The sequence below is a fragment of the Methanosarcina sp. UBA289 genome (assembly GCA_002496565.1).
GTDB lineage: Archaea > Halobacteriota > Methanosarcinia > Methanosarcinales > Methanosarcinaceae > Methanosarcina.
In genome coordinates, this window is sequence record DAKJ01000021.1 from 13,900 (window position 1) to 30,176 (window position 16,277).

Annotated in this window: 16 protein-coding genes; 4 read left to right on the top strand and 12 right to left on the bottom strand. The window is 36.3% G+C overall.

The annotated features are described in order from the left end of the window. Nucleotides 1-69: 69 nt before the first annotated feature. Nucleotides 70-588 carry an NUDIX domain-containing protein gene (locus BP549_RS12305; protein WP_292381027.1) on the top strand — a complete coding sequence of 173 codons (519 nt, stop codon included), beginning with the start codon at nt 70-72 and terminating at the stop codon, nt 586-588. Nucleotides 589-708: 120 nt separating this feature from the next. Here the strand turns inward: BP549_RS12305 and BP549_RS12310 are convergent, their stop codons facing one another. The 5 genes from BP549_RS12310 to BP549_RS12330 form a co-directional block, all read right to left on the bottom strand. Next, nucleotides 709-981 (bottom strand): hypothetical protein, encoded by a 273-nt coding sequence (locus tag BP549_RS12310; protein ID WP_292381030.1) that lies wholly within the window; start codon nt 979-981, stop codon nt 709-711. A gap of 410 nt (nt 982-1,391) precedes the next feature. Then, a complete protein-coding gene (locus tag BP549_RS12315; RefSeq protein ID WP_292381032.1) occupies nt 1,392-2,426 on the bottom strand; it encodes a radical SAM/SPASM domain-containing protein in 1,035 nt (344 codons plus the stop codon). Next, entirely contained in the window at nt 2,420-2,791 is a 372-nt protein-coding gene (locus BP549_RS12320; protein WP_292381034.1) for a hypothetical protein, read from the bottom strand. Before BP549_RS12320 ends, BP549_RS12315 begins: the two co-directional genes overlap by 7 nt. Next, nucleotides 2,775-3,221: a hypothetical protein gene (locus BP549_RS12325; protein ID WP_292381036.1), complete on the bottom strand. Its 447-nt coding sequence runs from the start codon at nt 3,219-3,221 to the stop codon at nt 2,775-2,777. Before BP549_RS12325 ends, BP549_RS12320 begins: the two co-directional genes overlap by 17 nt. Nucleotides 3,222-3,250: 29 nt before the next feature. Beyond that, the gene (locus tag BP549_RS12330) at nt 3,251-5,905 is read right to left on the bottom strand and encodes a DUF4062 domain-containing protein (RefSeq protein WP_292381038.1); all 2,655 of its coding nucleotides are present in this window, start codon (nt 5,903-5,905) and stop codon (nt 3,251-3,253) included. A 239-nt stretch (nt 5,906-6,144) separates the two neighbouring features. Between BP549_RS12330 and BP549_RS12335 the strand changes: the two genes are divergently transcribed. Next, nucleotides 6,145-6,417, top strand: coding sequence for a hypothetical protein (locus BP549_RS12335; RefSeq protein ID WP_292381040.1), 273 nt, complete (start codon nt 6,145-6,147; stop codon nt 6,415-6,417). 89 nt (nt 6,418-6,506) lie between these two features. Here the strand turns inward: BP549_RS12335 and BP549_RS12340 are convergent, their stop codons facing one another. The 7 genes from BP549_RS12340 to BP549_RS12370 form a co-directional block, all read right to left on the bottom strand. Continuing rightward, nucleotides 6,507-6,761, bottom strand: a complete 255-nt coding sequence (locus BP549_RS12340) for a hypothetical protein (protein ID WP_292381042.1) — start codon at nt 6,759-6,761, stop codon at nt 6,507-6,509. A gap of 298 nt (nt 6,762-7,059) precedes the next feature. Then, nucleotides 7,060-7,896, bottom strand: a complete 837-nt coding sequence (locus BP549_RS12345) for a nitroreductase family protein (RefSeq protein WP_292381044.1) — start codon at nt 7,894-7,896, stop codon at nt 7,060-7,062. Between the two features lie 334 nt (nt 7,897-8,230). Then, nucleotides 8,231-8,950 carry an alpha/beta hydrolase gene (locus BP549_RS12350; RefSeq protein WP_292381047.1) on the bottom strand — a complete coding sequence of 240 codons (720 nt, stop codon included), beginning with the start codon at nt 8,948-8,950 and terminating at the stop codon, nt 8,231-8,233. A gap of 333 nt (nt 8,951-9,283) precedes the next feature. Beyond that, nucleotides 9,284-10,735 carry a hypothetical protein gene (locus BP549_RS12355; protein ID WP_292381050.1) on the bottom strand — a complete coding sequence of 484 codons (1,452 nt, stop codon included), beginning with the start codon at nt 10,733-10,735 and terminating at the stop codon, nt 9,284-9,286. A 278-nt stretch (nt 10,736-11,013) separates the two neighbouring features. After that, nucleotides 11,014-11,709 (bottom strand): TetR/AcrR family transcriptional regulator, encoded by a 696-nt coding sequence (locus tag BP549_RS12360; protein ID WP_292381051.1) that lies wholly within the window; start codon nt 11,707-11,709, stop codon nt 11,014-11,016. Between the two features lie 189 nt (nt 11,710-11,898). After that, nucleotides 11,899-12,651 (bottom strand): alpha/beta fold hydrolase, encoded by a 753-nt coding sequence (locus BP549_RS12365; RefSeq protein WP_292381054.1) that lies wholly within the window; start codon nt 12,649-12,651, stop codon nt 11,899-11,901. 175 nt (nt 12,652-12,826) lie between these two features. Then, nucleotides 12,827-13,510: a TetR/AcrR family transcriptional regulator gene (locus tag BP549_RS12370; protein ID WP_292381055.1), complete on the bottom strand. Its 684-nt coding sequence runs from the start codon at nt 13,508-13,510 to the stop codon at nt 12,827-12,829. Between the two features lie 432 nt (nt 13,511-13,942). Here BP549_RS12370 and BP549_RS12375 point away from each other — a divergent pair, with 432 nt between their 5' ends. Both BP549_RS12375 and BP549_RS12380 read left to right on the top strand, forming a co-directional pair. Then, entirely contained in the window at nt 13,943-14,473 is a 531-nt protein-coding gene (locus BP549_RS12375; protein ID WP_292381058.1) for a RimK/LysX family protein, read from the top strand. A gap of 567 nt (nt 14,474-15,040) precedes the next feature. Further along, nucleotides 15,041-16,198, top strand: a complete 1,158-nt coding sequence (locus BP549_RS12380) for a right-handed parallel beta-helix repeat-containing protein (protein ID WP_292381059.1) — start codon at nt 15,041-15,043, stop codon at nt 16,196-16,198. The last annotated feature ends 79 nt before the right edge of the window (nt 16,199-16,277 follow it).

Consider the following 16,277-nt stretch of genomic DNA (forward strand, 5'->3'; position numbering starts at 1 on the left):
TTTACATGACAGTGCCTATGGCTTACATGATAACAGGAAGAGCAAATCGGTCGGAGGGAAAGTAAAAAAGTGAGTGTTTATAGTAATGGCATTCTTTTGTTCAGGTTCAGGAACGAAAGACTCGAAGTGATGTTAGCTCATCCGGGTGGGCCAATCTGGTCAAAAAAAGACCATGGGGTGTGGTCGATACCTAAAGGGCTGCCCGAAGGTAATGAAAAACCTCTGGACACGGCAAAAAGAGAATTTAAAGAAGAAATAGGTTTTGAGGTTGACGGCAAGTTTATTGATCTGGGAGAGTTGAACCAGTCCGGATACAAGATAGTGCATGTATGGGCTCTTGAAAAAGACCTGGATGTAACAAACGTTGTAAGTAATACATTTACGCTTGAGTGGCCAAAAAACTCCGGGAAAGTACATGCGTATCCCGAGGTCGACAAAGCAGGCTGGTTCGATATCGAGCTGGCTAAGGAAAAAATCCGAAAAGGACAGATAGGTTTTATTGACAGGCTCATGGATATCTTAAATTACTCCCGGAAGGAAGAAAAATTGGACAAGAAAAAAAGATACCGGCAAACCACACTATTTTAAAGATAGAAACAGCGACTTCCTTCTCGCTTTTGTTCATTTCAGCCACTGAAAAAACTGATGGGGTTTTAACCCCTGAGAACATTATACTTTGAGAAGTTTAAATCTTCTGGAAATCAATCTTTATTTAGCGAATCTTGTTCTCGAATATATAGTATACAATCTGTCAATATGATCCCATATAACATCATATGAAAATCTGACATAAGAGAAAGGATAGTTTACCCAGAAAACCACTTTCCTGAAATTCGATAGGTCTCTATAGTCCTCTACCCACATGGATTCGCTTAAAAATCCCTTCCAGATAAGAGATTTTTGCATATGTTTCCATCGCCTGAACATATGGACTATTATGAGTAAGAAGGCACAAGCGATGGCGAATTGTTTTTTTGTCATTCTTTCACCCTCAACGACTTGATAAACTTAATAAACTTAATTAATTTATGAAATAATCTCGAATAGGGTAAAATTTTCCTGTATTTAGCTAAAGTAAACCTCAAACCAACCTTTTTGAGATTCAAATCCTTGTTGGAAAATTGTCAAACTCCTTCAAACAATAAGAAAATCTTTTTTTGATAGCTTGATGTGTTTAAATACATCTCCTTTCGCCTATATATTTTTGCTTCAAAAAGATCTGTAAAGTTTTCAAATGTTTTTCAGCCGATAGCAAATCTATAAATTTTTAATTTTCTAGGCTCTGTAGAAAATCGATATAATACAGCTCCAGTGCGATTGATATTGTATTATAAGTTACCACAAAGGTATCTAAGAAATAGACAGAGTTAAGATAAAACACCAGTATTCTATCAACATAAATTTATTAATTTCCAATTAGGACATCCACCTAAACATATAATTTTTTTTGGACATTTCTCACATTTTTCATTCAAGGTTCTTTGTCGAATCTTGATAAATTCATTACCAGTTGTCCAAGCCTCCAACAAGGTATTATTTTCTAGATCAATACTAGAATGTGTGTTTTCCATAAATGAACATGGATATGCTTGCATATCTTCTGAGATAAACATCGAAAAACGACCAGCATCACAACAGTCGAAGAAAGTTGGAGAAATATTAATATAATTCACCAGTCCAGATACAAGACAACTGTCAAACCCGATTTTATAACCGTGAGATTTCTGAACTTCATCGAAAAAAACATTTAATGAACTGCTTTCTTTTAGAAGATCATCTTTTTCTTCAATTCTGCCAAGAGGTTTATAATTGAGAAAAATGAGGGCATTTACTGAAGACAAAAAAGTAGGAGGGTTTTTTAGCCATTGTATTGCTGTTGCAATACTATCTTTATCTAACACAAAATGAACATTCGTTTTAACATCTAGAGATATTAATTTTTCAATTGCTAGTTCCAACTCATTATATGGGGAATACGCACTAACGGCTACAGCGCCACAGTACGCAGCAGATGCTTCAAGTACTTTTTTGGTCAAGCCACGACCATTGGTTGTATATGATGGAACTATATTATATTCTTCTCTAGTCATTTTTAAAATTTCACAGAAATCTGGGTGCTGATTTGGATTCCCTCCACCAAGCGCAACCTGTAAAACTGGCAGATTATGCGCTTGCTCCATAATTTGTCTGTATTTTTCAAGCTTCATGTGTTTTCCAAAGAGATTAGCTTTGCGATAACAGCGGAGGCATTCTCTATCGCACCATCGTGTTATCGATATATCCAATAACTCCGGACCATTTTCAGACCAAAATGGAGGCTCAAAACCCACGTCCTCAATTCTTAGAAAAAATCCGGTTTCAGAGTTAAATAATACGGTATAATGTTGCTCAGGGAACCTTTGCAAAATGAATTTATGCTTTACCATGCGCATTCTATTCCATTAAAATATAATTCATCGTTCTCGATCTCGAATGAATCAGTACAAAAATATGCTTCTAGCCAATCGCCATCATCACTAGATAATTTCCCTATATAAACTCGTTTTCCTTTTTCCAGACTTTGAGTAATTTTTTCTTTTAAGGATTTATCTCCAGAAAAGTTATCTGGACTATTAAGTTCAGTCATTTTACTGGAAACAATAGAATACAATCTCTTAAAAATTGGGAGGAGTGGTGAATCTTTTTGAACTCCAACGAGATTAAAAAATCTCTCTTCAGTAAAGTCTCTAGTTGAGATTATTACAAAAGATGTAGATGAACTATTTGTAACAAAATCAGTTCGTATTTTCATGATACTTCTCCCTAATTTCTGATATAATGCTCTTTAAAGATTCAGACATAATTTCAGTTTCTAGGAAAGTGTAAATGATTGAAAATCTGCTACCGTATAAGAGAATTTCATGTGGTGCTAACTGAGAAATAAATCTTCTAGATATATTTTTAGGAACGAAGTATTTCCAGAACAAGAAATCTTCAATGCTTTCATACTCTATTGAGTAGTATTTTTGATATTCTTTATATACATCTCGAGCAGATACAAACAAACCGTTATACAATCGTTTGATAAGACCTGCAGAGTAACTATCTTTCTTGACTCTTGCTACAGTAAAAAAATCATTTAACGTAGTATTTTCGGGGATACAAGCTAAAAAACCATCACTCTGATCGCTTGTTGAATAAAATTCATTTTTGCTTTTGTTTATTGAAATAATCTCAATCATTATTTATCATCCGCTTGCATATTTAAAAGTTACAGCAGGTTATCAATTTTCAAATAATCTTTAAATTTGATATCAGTGTAGATGATCGGAGAAGATAATGTTTTTGAGACTAGAGAAGTTTTGTTTTTTATATATTTTTTTATAATTTCTGTTGATAGTTTCGGATCTTTATCCGCAATTTTGAGAAATACATCAAATGAAGAAATCATCTGAAAGCTTGTTGGTATGATGGGTGAAAGACAAATCAAAACTTCAAGCAGAGAATAATTTTCTTCTATTCTAAGATATTGTGAGTCGCATCTTTCTAATAGATTTTCGATACTTCTGCAAATACTTTCAAGATATGAAGAAAAAACAGGAGATACTAGACGATAGTAATCCTCTTTATCGAGTTTGGAAACTAAATCCAAAAATAACCAGATATTTAAATTTGGATAATCTGTTTTGTTTCTCCTATTCATTAAACCGATATGGATTTTATTGACATTTGTTGAGTCATATTGAAAAAGCTTTTTTATTCTCTCAATGTCATCCTCGACAATAAGTGAATCATTAAGTGAAAAAATATTATTTAAGAATAGATCGTCATAATTATTTTTACTTTTAAGGAATTCCTCAATTTGAATATTGTTTTCGTTGCGTATAATGGTGAAAATATACTTTCCAATTCCTTCTGCTACTTGCGACTCTGGGGAAATACATTTAGAATAATATTCTTTAAAATGATCAAAATCTGTAGGGGCAATTTTTTTAACAAGGAAATCAGCCAGGATGAAATCTCTGAACTCATCGTAAGTGAAATTGAGAACTTCTGAATAGTCACAAATTGAGGCTTTTTCAGGTAAATCTTTCTTTAGAATTACCCCTTCATTAACCAGAATGTTGATGACGTTTTCCAAATCATCTGATAGTGAAGATATTGGTATATTAGAAAAAGTTGTTTTTGTAAGCATATAATATGCAAGTTCTTGGAGTAGTTTTATGTATTTTCTTTTAAATCCACTTTCAGGATATTTCTTTTCAAAAATTTCAATTATTTTTTCGTTATATTTCGAGAAGAGATCATAAAAGCGAATATCATAAACCGGCTCGAGATAAACAATTTCATCATCTTCAGAGTTGCCATATACATCACAAAATAATCGTAGGATCAAAGGATTTTCAATAAAACGATCTCTAACGTCATTATTCAGACAACATTCTATTTTATAACGTTTGAAATATGAATAAATCATATATTTTTTATGAATGGTAGGTATTCCTCTTGTCAGATCTTCGATAAATATAGTTTTTTCTTTAAAACTCGCAGTTTTCAGATTTGAAAATCGTTGCTCAAAATATTCAGATCTACAAGTTAAGATAAATTTAACAGATGGTAATCTAGTAAATTCTTCTATAAGACTCTCAAGCTGAAACCTAAAATCATTAATATGTGGATACTCATTAATTCCATCAATAATTATTATCAATGGTTTGTTGTCTTTTAAGCAGATTCTCTCGATATCTGATAATAAATTTACTACATTTCCACTGTAAGTCTTGCTAAAGCAATTTACAACGTATTCTTTTAAGGAAGTTGCCCCTTCGGCAAAATCGTAACCTGTAACATAAAAAGATAATTGCTTACGGCATTTCAAGGTCGTATCTGCAAAATTACAAACAAAATTGGTTTTACCTGATGCTGCTTTTCCCTCGACAATTATAACCTGTGAAGTTATAAGTTTTAAATGTCGTTCAATTGACTCAAGCTCCCAACGAATGGAACTGTTATAGGTCCATATCCAATGTTTAATTTCATTAAAAAGAAACGTATTAGAACCGTTTAAGAATTCTGAAAAAGATCTTTCTTTGTAAGGGTCCATTAATTCTAAATGCCGGATAAGTTCCTTGACGTATTCTTTAAGAAGATTTGATCCATTTATAGCATCTTTGATAGTAGACGGTTTTTGAAATTCCACTGGCAACTCAATATTAAGTGCTTCTACTCCGAGTTTTGACAACATCTCATTGTACGAACATGTGTCAATTTTTTGTAAATCTTCAACAATTTTTTGTAAAAATAAGACTGGATCTGTAAAAATACGAAGTTCGTCTTTAGCATGTGGAATCTCAGTAAAAACTTCTGGAATATACTTTTTTGAATTTTTTTCTCGCTGAATTTTATTTTCAGTTTTAAATCTCAAGTTTTCCTGAATACTGTATGTAAGCTGAATATTCCATAAATTTACCAAAGAACGATATACTTCGTGTTTTAAATCTTTTAAGTCACTAAATTCATTCCAGAAATTCCCATTAACATAGTCCCCAACTTCAGTTAAAAACTCTTTTTGTTTTGGATCTTCTGTCTCTCCTTCTTTTAAACTCTCAATAAAAATAAGTATGATTTTTTTCTTTTCTCTAGCCTCACGATATTCTTCATGAGTTGGAGAAATTCCAATTGGACTCTTATCCCATCCATATCTATTTTTTGGATATATCCCTAAGTAAATATCACAACTATTTACTCCATTCAAACAAGCCTGTTGAGATGAACAATCCAGTGAAGGAGAGCTTTTTTGGTCAAGACGAATTACACTAAATTTAAGACTTGAATCTTTTCCTAAGCTATTAATGGTTGCTTCAACTATGTCTCTTCGATCTTGATATCCTTCAATAATTGAACTAATGAATATTTTAAACTCCATTTCCCATTTTCACCTATTAAACAGGATTATTATTTTAAATAAAGTATGTTCATAATAATTTCCACTACATGAAATACTTTTTGAAATTATAATGAAATTATTATTCAACTTATCCCAAGATTCGATTATAGTATCAATTGCTGAATACCACAAGTAAGATATCTCTGCAAAAAGTGTGTAAAAACGTTCCAGATTATTCCAAGGAAAATTATTTACAAAACATCCACAAACTTTGTAACATGAATTTCGGATTTTTGATTTTCCCAGGTCTCGAAGAGCTGGACCTTGGCGGCCCGTGGGAAATAATATCACTCTGTAGCAAGGGAATGTCCATAAATCCTCACGCCACTTTTGCGGATTGTCCTCCACTTGATTTTCTCCTGGTGCCCGGCGGCGAAGGCACGCGCAAAGAGGTAGATAATCAGTCTCTTATTCAACCCGTCGCCTGGCAGGCAAAATCCAGTAAAACTGTACCTTCAGTCTGTATTGAAATTTTTATTTGGGAGAGTTGAATCAATCTAGCAAGAAGATAGTGCATATTCCTAGAAGGAAAAACACTTACAGGAAGATTCAAAAGGAAAAGAAAATAAAAAAGAACAAATTATCTGCGTTTTACTACTTTCTGTGCCGCTTTTTGTGCTGATTTCTCAGCGGCTTTCTGTGCTGCACATTCAGCTTTACCCTTTGGTGCCTTCTTTGCATTTTGTTCTTTTTGTGATTTAACTTTATCAAGGATTGACGTCTTTGCCGGCGAAGGTGTTCTCATTTTCTCTCTATTTGCATCATCTATAGCCTTTTTAGATTCCTTTTTGGTTTCAGTTTCTTCTTTACCGAAGATCTTACTCAATATGCCCATTTTCTAAACCTCCTTTGCTTCCTTATAATACCTATTTCCATGTTAATTAGCTCATTCTCTAAAACATGGAAGAAAAAAGCAGCGGGTAAAATTCAGCTCAATGTCGGTACTATCCGTCCGGTAAGTCATATGGAGTAATACACATAATTCTACAAGCTGCTGAGTATTTGAGGAAAAGAGACTGAAAAATCCTCTAATCATTCAAAAAATATTTCAAGTCCCCAAAATATCTTATTATCTCTCAAAACTTCTTTAACTCCCGGAAAACTCTCAAAAGCTTCTCAATTCCCTCAAAATCTCACTGCCACATCACTTCAAGGGGTTTTCTGCGTGGGATTCCATAGATCTTGTACCTGGGGTTGCCAAACATCATTGCGTAAGCAATTTTCCTTCCTGCGGGCAGATTGAGCTCCTTCTGAAGAGGTTCGTAGGACATGGCAGCCGCTGCAACAAAACCCGCCCAGCAGGTGCCGATTTCGAAAGCCGGCGCAGCTATATCAAAATGCGTGAGGGCAATGATAGCATCAATAGGTGCAATCGGGCTCTCTTCAGGAATGTGAGCGAATAGCAAATGTGGAGCACCCCGGCAGATGACATCGATTCCCTGTTCCCACGCGGAAATCAGCATCGGCACAAAGCTGCTCATCGGGTGTGGGGTGTTCAGCAGTGTTCTCATCCACTCGATAGTGAGCCCGGCAATTTTCTTTACTTTCTCCGAATCATGGATAACCAGCCACTGAACTGGCTGCCCGTTACCTCCGGATGCAGCATAGCGGGCAATGTCGAGTACTTCAAGGATTTTCTCCTTTGGCACAGGCTCCCCGGTAAAATGACGAATTGACCTGCGCTTCTTGAGATAAAACCCTATATTCTCGGGAGAGATAGTACCTGTATCTGCAGGCAGAAGAACTTTTTCGTCAGGGCGGAAATTCAGAATGAGAGCCTGAGACGGGCAGAAAACCTCACAGTGTCCGCAATACATACAGTGTGGAGCATTTATATCCTGAACTTGGGGAAAATGAGTTTCATCAACCTGATCGATAAGACCAAAAGAGCATATCTTTACACAAACGCCACACTTTGTGCAGCGATCCTGATCAACAATAATGTGAGCCATTATATCAAATCCTGTCAAAGTAAATACATAAAACAGTCAGTGTTTATTTACTTTTCTTTTTTTCTCTGCATGTGAAACCTTATGAATTTGATAACTGCATGGGCAAAGCATAATTAACTGGATTCTTTTCTTTTTCAGTGTTCCATCAAGTTAACCTTTATTTTAGTCTGTTGTAAACCTATTACTCTTATGTCTTAATTTTGTACCTTTTTACCCGACTCCTTTCAGAAAAGGAAAAAATAATCCCGGATATAATGGCTTTTCAGATTAAAACAAAGTGATTCTTGATCCTTGCCATTCCTGCCTGCTTCTGCTATTTACAAACGGAGAGATTGCTAATATTCTATACTATTTACAGCAGATTTTCATCTGCCCATCTATCAAATACCTTCAATTGCTCTTCCGTATGGAAGTAATGCTCCCCATGCTCGAGAACTTTAACTGCTGCTTGATACCTTGCTGCAAATGCTGAGATTTCGTCCCATTCAGACAGATTATCGTCAGAACCGTATAAAATGGAAGTAGGTGCTTTCCATTCAAAACAAATCGGGTTTTCTTTCACATAGCAATAATAGTTCCATTCCAGTGTCTGTCCAATCGGCAACCGGATTTCATGCTCTGCTTTTAGTCTTTCTTCACTTACCTGGAAGCCTTCCATCATATTGTATATGATACGTTCCATATTGACGATGGGAGAGAGAAATAAACTTTGTTTTATGTTAAGGTCGTGATAGGCAAGCAGACTGAAATAGGCTCCCATGCTGCACGCAAACAAATGAATGTCAGATGCAAGCGACTTTGCAAATTCATAAACAGCTGTCAGATCACTTACACAATTTTCTGGAATACAGGTATATTCCTCATTTACACGTTCACCGTGCATAGGCAGGTCAAAGCTTAACGCCTGGTAACCTTTTTCAACGGCTTTTTGTGCCATCATGGAAATTACGGTATCCTCTTTATTAGAAAGATTCCCATGAACTTCAATCAACAGCTTTTCACTCTGCTCTCCCCACAGGATGGCAGGAATACGAATTTTATTATTTGAGATATAAAAATGTCTTTTTTCCATTCTCTCACTTATCTACGAGCAAAAAATAAATTTCATTTGCATTCATTCGACTCAGTTCCAAGATCTGGTGATAAAAGTCAGTGTAACATCACTACATAAATTTATAGTTTTATAATATGAGCTATTATATCAAATCCCATTAGGAATAGATTTATTATCAGCAACAATTATTTACTTTTCTTCATTTCTCTGTTTGTGGAACATGGACGATTTTTCAGACAACTTTATGTAATTAAACTGTTTTTAACATCCGATCGCCTTCAGACGAACAGGAACAAGCTAATAGCTAACCTTTACTCACTTTGACCATGGAAACGCTTTTTTGAATATATATTACTCAATCGCTCTTTCACTCACTTTTTCCGGGAAACCAATATACTCAAGCGCCCGATTCCGTATCCGGATCATATCCTGTTCTCGGGAGGAACTGTTATTTTGTATTGGTTCGGCAAAAGTAAGCGAAAACACAATTCTTCCACCAGCCCCGATCCCTCCGAGGATCAACGGAACAATTTCACTGATTGCCGGCAAAAAGACCATGCGATCTAGCTGTAGATTTCCGTATGTAGTTTGTAGATTCAGTTTTCCTAAATTTGAAGGAATTGTCCCGGGAGTCATGTTCTTGTTATTGTGTGTAAACGAAAATGCCACATTTTTTCTATCCTGAGCAAAACGTGACAGGTTGTCTGTCTGGGAATACGCTTCAGGAATAGCTTTAAATATTGGCCCAAAACTGGCAAAAGCGTCAATGAAAGACGGTTCAAATCCTGGGATTTCCAGGCCTGTCGAGTCCAGTTTTTCCACACGTTTGTGTACCTCCTGATGCAAAACAGCAGCGTTCTCCCAGAAGGTTTTTTTCACATCATAGGTGTAGGAGAAGCGCGGAGCTCCGACACAAAGGCAAAATACGTCGCCAACCGATGTAGTTGCATATCTTCTCAGGTCGAAGGGGACAGAAACCAGCTTGAAGTTTTCGGTAAATGGACCTAATATATCATTATGTGCTGCAATACATGCTGCAGTCACTGCCGACCCTACTGTAACTCCTTCTTTTCTGCATTTATCTAGAAAAATCTGTGACTCCTGGGTATCAAGCTCAATTAACACAGCGCCACACTTCATTTTTTCCCAGTAAGCTCTGGTGATAGCAGCATAATCTGCCTGGAAAAAGTAGTGTGGACTTTTTTTCCACTTCCTGTTAGCATTGTACACAAAAAGCTGAGTAAGAATTGTAGAGAGGGAAAAACCACTTTTCTTTGGAATTAATTTCATTATGTCGGGGGGATTGAGTACAGTGATCCTGCGTTCAGGGTCAGCATAATAGATTAAAATGTCACGGACCAGATTTGCCAGTGCCATCCCATCACAAATGCTGTGATTGCACATGACTATAAGATCTGATATTTCAGGAGAATGCAACAATATGAACCGGATCAAAGGACCTTTTTCCAGCTCAAACGGGACCCTTTGTTCGTATTGAATTTCTTCAAACCATTGAGTATTTGAAGTCATTTTTGTAACTCTCAATGGAAGAGCAGGAACATTATCATTAGAAAACCAGGCATTGTGTTGTTCATCGAATACGATTTTAGCTCCGACGAGTGGATGTATTCTGCGAACCGTATCCATAGCACGGAGTAGCTCATGTTCTGATACATTTCCGGCGATCCGTGCAACAATTGATACATTGCACCCTGGAGTAAATAGAAAAGCACGTTCAAGATTGGTTACCTGGCGTACACATCCAGGAATTCCTGCACTATTTTTCGCACATTCATTCTGCATTATTACATCACCTTCACTTTCAATACCTGTCGAATTACACACTTTTTAGTGGGATATGCAATGTCCAGAAAAGTGAGCTAATTTTGTCTTTTGAAGGCAACTCCGGCTCTTCCTTCTAACCGAACTGTTCGGCTTCGGTTAGCTATGGACATTGTAAAGCAGTTTATTATTGAATAAAACTTTGATTATTTTTTATTGATAGCATTCGCTATCCTGATTGTTGTTTCAATAATCGCATCATGGAATTTTCTGTGATCCCGTAATCAATGACTCAGTGTTTATTGCTGAAAAGTTCGGTCTTGATTATCACACTTCTTTTCCGGCGACCGAGAAATTGCTGGACAGAGGAATTTTGGCAGCATCTTGACATATGTATCGTAGCTTATTCCCTGTGCTTTAAAACTGTTTTTAATGGAAGGATCAGGGGCAACAACATTCAAACTAATCATCTGGATGTACATCCCAAGCAATATGGGATCCAGGTCATTTCTAATAGATCCATCCTCAATTCCCTCCCTTACAGCATAGTGCACAAGAGGCATATATTTCATAGAGAGTTCCATCATTGTTCGCGCATTTTCTGGATCAATTCTCTGAAAGAGCTGGGGACCGAAAGTAGTAGCCATGTCGTTATATCCTGGATTTTCCTGTGAATATTCGATAAACCACTGGATCATTATCTGAATTTTTTCGAAGCCTGTTTTCCCGTAGCTCATCTTTTCGATCATAGCTTCAACAAAATCGGTCCATTTTCGGGAGATGATGGCAAAAAAAAGTGAATCCTTACTTTTGAAATAGAAGTAAAGTGCACCTTTACTCAGTTCAACTTCCTGTGCTATTTCATCCATAGATACTTTATCATATCCCTTTGAATAGAACAGCCTCTCGGCTGCGTCTAAGATTTCATTGCGTCGTTTCTCTTTTTTTCGTTGTTGCCTGCCTGTGACTACCATAATCTTTCCTTGTATTTCCACTGTGAGTCAATTTTTAACTTTTAGTCGATTTTCGACTTTAAGTCAATATTAAACTCATGGTCAAATAAACTATATAAAGATTATCGTTTAATTGTCTGGCACTCGCCCAAAATATAAAAAATTAAAAAAGAATACTTTAATTCCAATGTTCTGTACATTTATTTTCGGAGTTTTTGTTTTTCGTTAATATCAAGAAGCATCGACTTCAGCTAAAAATTCAAGAGCAGGTTTGAGAAGCAAATTTAGATCCTGTGATATGAACAGATGGTCTCCTTCAACCAGGACAAGCTTTGCACCGGGAATTCCTCCAGCCAGCTCTCGAGTGATCTTCATAGAAACAGCCTGGTCCTTTGTGCCGTTTACAATGAGAGTGGGTGCTTCGATCTGGCCCAATAATTTCCTACCGTCGAAATTCAGGGGTGCTAAGCCTTGCCGGGCGAATGATTCGGGCGTTGGTGGGTACTGCTGTTTGAAAAGAAAGTCTGCACCCTTCCTCATCTGCTTTTTGCCTCCGGGTATTCTCCATATGAGGCCCCAGATCACATTTCTCGGAAACGGAACCCTGTGGAATGCCACGTGAAGCACCAGACTCTTGACACGCTCAGGGTATTTGGCAGCAAGCGCCAGGGCTATGCACGAACCCATGGAAGAGGCAATGAAGTGAGCCCGTTTTATTCCGAGTAAGTCTAAAAGATCAATTGTATCCTCTGCCATCATCTCAATAGAATAAGGGATATCCGGTTTGTCTGTCCTTCCCGAACCCCGGGTATCGAAGACAATCACCCTGTATTTTTGAGCATACTTATCCAGATAATCAAACTTTCCCTTTCCCTGAGTTATTGAGGATATTTCAAATCCTAGTCCCTGGATCAATACCAGCGGCTCACCCTTGCCGTGGATCTCGTAGTACATGTTTATGTCATTGACTTTTATTGTCGGCATAACTTCCCACCTCTATCATTTTTAATTATTGATCACTCTTTCATTCCCGATCACATTTTGATTACACTTTCAATAGCATCCGCTATCCCGATACAGGTGCAATATCCGTCTCTTTTTCGTGTTCCCGGTGCTAATCGAATTATTGTTTCTCGATGACGCTGTCGTCCAGGCCCGTTTAATCTGCATCCGGGCGTTTTTCAATAGCGTTGCCGATAAAGAGAAGGAAATCTTTTACAAACTGATGGTAGCTGATTCCTTCGGCTTCGAGTACTGTTTTCCAACCGGGGTCAAGGCAGACAATGCTATTGGACATAAGAGCCATGAAAAAAGCCAGTTCCAATGGGTCAATATCATCCCTTACTGTCCCATCAGCCATACCTTCTCTAAACACTCCATGGTGCAGGAGAAGGTCTTCTTTCATGTGCTCCACAAAAGTATGCAGCTCTTCATTTTCCAGTTTCCTGAAAAGTTTTGGCCCATTGGTGCAAACCATCTGATAGTATTCCTTGTTTTCGTGGACGAATTCAAAGTACCTTTTTCCCATCAACTTTGATTTTTCCCGGCCAGATACCTTCAGGTCTGCACACTCTCGGAAAATCTCATGCAGCTCATCCATTTTGCGTAAAATGATGGCAAAGAACAGTGCATCCTTATTCTTAAAGTAAAGATAAAGAGTGCCTTTGCCAAGTTCCACTTCTTTTGCGAGCTCTTCCATGGACACGTTGTCAAAGCCCCTGGAAAAAAACAGCTTTTCAGCTGCATCGATAATAGCATTCTTCCTTTGTTCTTTTTCTCGTTCCTTTCTGTCAGCGGTTGCCATTATCTTCACCATTATGACCGATGTCCATAATATGACCATCAGTCATTATACGAAATAATGTAAATCAATATAAGGATTCCGTTTTATGTTGATTACTTGTACTTAAACTGAACATTCCTGTCCATACATACTTATTCATGCTTGAAGAGGATCATAGGTTACTGAATGCTACTAAAAGACTCTGCTGATACTGTGCAGTAAAGCAGGAAAAAACACACTATTTAATAGAAAATAGCATGATGAAAAATTATGCAAAAAATGGATACTATATGAACAGAGTTATCAGCTACATATAGGCGGATGTGGGTTTAGAAGTCAGTCTATCCAAAACTTGAATTTTCTTTGGTATGAAAATGCTTTCAAGTGCTTTTATTTTTTATGCCTGTTATTCGAAGAATATCATGTGCGTTTTTTGATTAAGAAAAATTAAATAAACTTTGATATTTAAACTCTTAAGAAGGGGACGTGAATATGGATGCTGAAGAAATCAGGGCTATCTTTAAGTTTTCAGCCCTGGAAAAAAATCTGATTTCCAGTTTTGGAATAGAAGAAGAGCTGTTTCTTCCTTTTCTGCTTTCGCTGAAATCCGGAGGTTCCTGGAGTTATGCCTCTGAAGAAACAAATAGCATTGCAGTAAAGGATGTGATCACTTTTTATGATGATGAGAATAAGATTGGCTATACTCTGGAAAAGATATACTTCTTTGTCGATCCTAAGGTTGTAAAAGAAGAAGGGTTGGTCTCCAGGCTGGAAAAGTGCGGGACAAAAGAAGAAAGAGAACTTGTTGAAAGGCCCTACTTTATAACCCTGCAAGCGAAAAAGATCATATTTGCAGAGGTAAACCCAAGCCTCAAGAAAATAACAGTCAGGGAATTAAAGAAAAAACATATACAACTGAAGGGTACCCCGGCATATAGTGCAGCTCATGAGCTGGAGCATCTTGAAAAGGGAGAGGTAAAAGGAATTCCTATATGGACTTTTGAATACTTTAAAGAACAATAAAAATTTTTATAATAATATCAAGCAGATGTTAAAAGTATATGACTTACGTGGTTGAATCTTTTTCTCAAGTTGTATTAAAAATCCTTGTTATTATATATCGCAATAGAGGTTAAATAGTAGTCAGTTCCGGTTATCTGAATTCTTGTTTTATGAAGGGCCGCCAGACAAGCTGGTGAGGGTGCTTATATTTCCTGTTAATTGAAATACGTTTTCCAGAGTCAAAAGAGAATTAGGTTTGATTCAGAGTAATAGCTTGTTCTGCATTTTTGAGAGTTAACACGTAAAATTTTTAAAAGATTAAATAATTTATAAAGAGTGAAGATTATGCGAAGTTCTGCAGAGCTTGAATATAGTAAATAATGGGTTGGAAGCTGCTATATAGTCAAAATTAAACTTATGGAAATGGTATTGTTGCTTATTGTGGATATTATCGCTGAAGCTAACATATTATGATGACATAATACCTGAAAAAAAGTAGAACATACTGTCTTTATGGAAATTGAGATTTAGCAACAGCAATACAAGTGAGACTTTAATTAAACTGTAATTTTATAGGAAGAAATGGATATGTTTCTCACGAAAATAAATGCAAAAATAGCTTTCTTATTGTTTGTTTTTGCCATTTCAACAATATTTATTTTCTATTCAGAAAACAATGGAAAACATCCCGACAATATCCCTAGCAATCTTAGTAATAACTTAACTAATTCCAACGTGCACTCTGGAGATTTAATACAAAAGAAAATCAGCAATACTAGTTCTGGTGATACTGTTATTGTTTACCCTGGAGATTCAATACAACAAAAGATAAACAACGTTAATTCTTATGGCACGGTTTTGGTTTACCCAGGGTTATATAAGGAAAATTTGGTTGTAGATAAGCCTTTATCTATATTATCGAAACAAGGTAAACCTGCGGATACCGTGATTCAGGCTGCAGATCCGAAAAATGATGTATTCCACATAACTGCGAACAACGTAACAATTAATGGATTCAATATTACGGGATCACAGGGCAAAGCCGGTGTTTATTATATGGGATCTAATGGGAATATAACTGGAAATACATTGGTTTATAATAAATATGGAGCCTTCCTGAAAAGTTCCAGTGATATCATAATTAGAAATAATACAGTGTTTCAGAATGGATTTGGAGTTTACCTGAGCAACTCTAGTAGGAATACCCTTGAAAATAATGAAGCAAATAACAGCTCACATTGCGGTATTTATGTGGAAGATTCTACTGAAAATGAATTAGATTTCAATGTTGCAAACTCAAACAATGAGTATGCTGTGTGTCTCAAAAATTCAAACAATAACTGGTTAATAAGTAATAACATGTCCAATAACGAGCTAAAGGTTGATATAAATGGGATTAATCTTGAAAATTCCAACAGTAATAAACTAATAAGTAATTATATATCAAATAGCTGGAAGGGTGTAGACCTAACCAATTCTTCAGATAATGAGCTAAGCAAAAACAGAGTTTCACATAACTATTTCAGTATTAGCCTTCATAATTCGAATGGTAACAAACTCCTGAACAACACTATTGAATTACATCCATACACGTTTTCAATCACACTTAGTAGGCATTCACAAAATAACATAATAAAAGGTAATACTGGGGGATTGAATGAAGAGACTAAAAGCTTAGATAAAATTAAAGTGCATTACACTTCTAACAGTGAAAATAATACATTTGAAGACGTAATAGTAGACTGATAACGGACAAGGAACTGGCGGCATATTCAGAGTAAAATAAATGTATCGAGTTGCTTATAATTATAAAATATTAAAAATC

Excerpts from the sequence above, each read along its gene's own strand:
- BP549_RS12330 (WP_292381038.1), bottom strand. The coding sequence starts at position 5,905 with ATGGAGTTTAAAATATTCATTAGTTCAATTATTGAAGGATATCAAGAT.
- BP549_RS12310 (WP_292381030.1), bottom strand. The coding sequence starts at position 981 with ATGACAAAAAAACAATTCGCCATCGCTTGTGCCTTCTTACTCATAATA.
- BP549_RS12340 (WP_292381042.1), bottom strand. The coding sequence starts at position 6,761 with ATGGGCATATTGAGTAAGATCTTCGGTAAAGAAGAAACTGAAACCAAA.
- BP549_RS12380 (WP_292381059.1), top strand. The coding sequence starts at position 15,041 with ATGTTTCTCACGAAAATAAATGCAAAAATAGCTTTCTTATTGTTTGTT.
- BP549_RS12370 (WP_292381055.1), bottom strand. The coding sequence starts at position 13,510 with ATGGTCATATTATGGACATCGGTCATAATGGTGAAGATAATGGCAACC.
- BP549_RS12320 (WP_292381034.1), bottom strand. The coding sequence starts at position 2,791 with ATGAAAATACGAACTGATTTTGTTACAAATAGTTCATCTACATCTTTT.
- BP549_RS12335 (WP_292381040.1), top strand. The coding sequence starts at position 6,145 with ATGAATTTCGGATTTTTGATTTTCCCAGGTCTCGAAGAGCTGGACCTT.
- BP549_RS12315 (WP_292381032.1), bottom strand. The coding sequence starts at position 2,426 with ATGGTAAAGCATAAATTCATTTTGCAAAGGTTCCCTGAGCAACATTAT.
- BP549_RS12350 (WP_292381047.1), bottom strand. The coding sequence starts at position 8,950 with ATGGAAAAAAGACATTTTTATATCTCAAATAATAAAATTCGTATTCCT.
- BP549_RS12325 (WP_292381036.1), bottom strand. The coding sequence starts at position 3,221 with ATGATTGAGATTATTTCAATAAACAAAAGCAAAAATGAATTTTATTCA.
- BP549_RS12365 (WP_292381054.1), bottom strand. The coding sequence starts at position 12,651 with ATGCCGACAATAAAAGTCAATGACATAAACATGTACTACGAGATCCAC.
- BP549_RS12355 (WP_292381050.1), bottom strand. The coding sequence starts at position 10,735 with ATGCAGAATGAATGTGCGAAAAATAGTGCAGGAATTCCTGGATGTGTA.
- BP549_RS12375 (WP_292381058.1), top strand. The coding sequence starts at position 13,943 with ATGGATGCTGAAGAAATCAGGGCTATCTTTAAGTTTTCAGCCCTGGAA.